Below are 1,647 nucleotides of genomic sequence, written 5' to 3'. Positions count from 1 at the left end.
GTTTAGATTAGATTTTTTAGGAATGACTAGAAAATGTTCTTTCGACTAATTAATTTATTATTATGTATAACCTAAGTATTTAAAAATTAATTTATCAATAATCATAAATTAGTACTTATATAGTTAGGTGTGGTTTGTAGATCTATCTCTCTTTATTATTCTATTTGAAATAAGATAAATAATAATTTATCAATTCTACTATTTTAAACTTTTGTGCCATGAATTAGCTGGTCTCACATTTAGACTTGCTTTAACTGAATGCATGATTGAAGATTATTTTCTGAGTAAATGTAGCCTTCATTGCAAAATACAGCAATATTGGGAAATGAAATGGAATTCATATTTTGTACTATAACTCTATTGGGATTTACATACGTAGCTGTTTGTATTTTGGATAATAAAGTATAACGTAGATATATTATATGATTCACGGCAATAAAAGGAGCACCTGAAATTAAAACAGAACGATTGATTTTATGTCCGAGGATGGAAAAAGACAATCCTAATATGCTTAAAATGTTTAACAATGATGAAGTAAGAGAATTTCTTGGAATTAACCCTCCTCGTAATGAACAGTTAATTTTAGAAATGATTAGGAATCGTAATGAAACAGAATGGACTGTAGCGTTAAAAGACAATGATGAATTCATCGGTGATGTAATGATTCCAGAAGTAGCAGAAGGCTACCTTTGTGAAATAGATTCTCGGTTTATCAGAGAGCATTGGGGATGCGGTTTTGCATATGAAGCAGTTTCCGCAGTTATTGAGCATTCTAAAACCATATTAAACCTTAAACGTCTATTTGCTACTATATATAATAAAAATGTGAAGTCAAAAAATTTAATTAAAAATCTCGGATTTACTTTGGTAGCACTATTGCCTGAATCGAATTTATTAGGCAGAGTTACGGATGTAGCTTACTATTCGTGTATAGTATAAGTATTGTACTAAATGTGACTAATTCTCCTAATGCTTTGCTGATGTATTAAACTTCGACTAAATAAGTAAGCTATAGCCTTCTTTAGCCTACTCAACCGCCTTTCAAAAGAAGTGGTTCTCTTCTAGGTAAACATCATATTATTATTCAATATAGTGTAATTTTTAAATAAGTATAAATTAAATAGTTATAAATTAGATTACAAGTAAATATTATATTACAGTGAGATTATTATTTACCAAAATATTTATCATCCTATATCTTTAATAATTAGTTATCACTTATAAAATACTTACTTTATACTTACTTTATAAGTGAAAAGTAAGTATTATATTTAAAATCACTATAGTAAGCCGATTAACGTAGTAATAAGCTACTAAATGAAGATACAAAAAATAAAAAATGCTATCATTAAAATAAGATCTAAGTAGATATAAATATATTGTATTTACCCGTGGTGCTAGTTGAAAATAAAAATAGCCTTTGCCCAGAAAAACGTCCAAAATGAAAGTGACCAAACCCCATTTTGGAAGGTGGATTCCTGTGCAAAGACATTTTTATTGTATAAAAAAACCATGCTCGGTACAAAGTCATTTTGTCGCTATTTTGAAAAAAGTTCAGCAGAAATTGCAAGCTTTTGCTCCTTTTCTTAAACGAAAAAACCATCATATGCTTCAGCAAAGCGATGTCCATATCCTGACGCTTCATCT

The 1,647-nt window shown here is 28.8% G+C and carries 1 protein-coding gene; it reads left to right on the top strand.

Annotated features, from left to right (window positions below; genetic code table 11):
• Nucleotides 1-468 precede the first annotated feature (468 nt).
• Nucleotides 469-939 (top strand): GNAT family N-acetyltransferase, encoded by a 471-nt coding sequence (locus PTI45_RS01155; RefSeq protein ID WP_069325720.1) that lies wholly within the window; start codon nucleotides 469-471, stop codon nucleotides 937-939.
• Nucleotides 940-1,647 lie beyond the last annotated feature (708 nt).

Source organism: Paenibacillus nuruki (assembly GCF_001721045.1).
Lineage (GTDB): Bacteria > Bacillota > Bacilli > Paenibacillales > Paenibacillaceae > Saccharibacillus > Saccharibacillus nuruki.
This window is presented reverse-complemented; position numbering and strand designations above follow the sequence as displayed.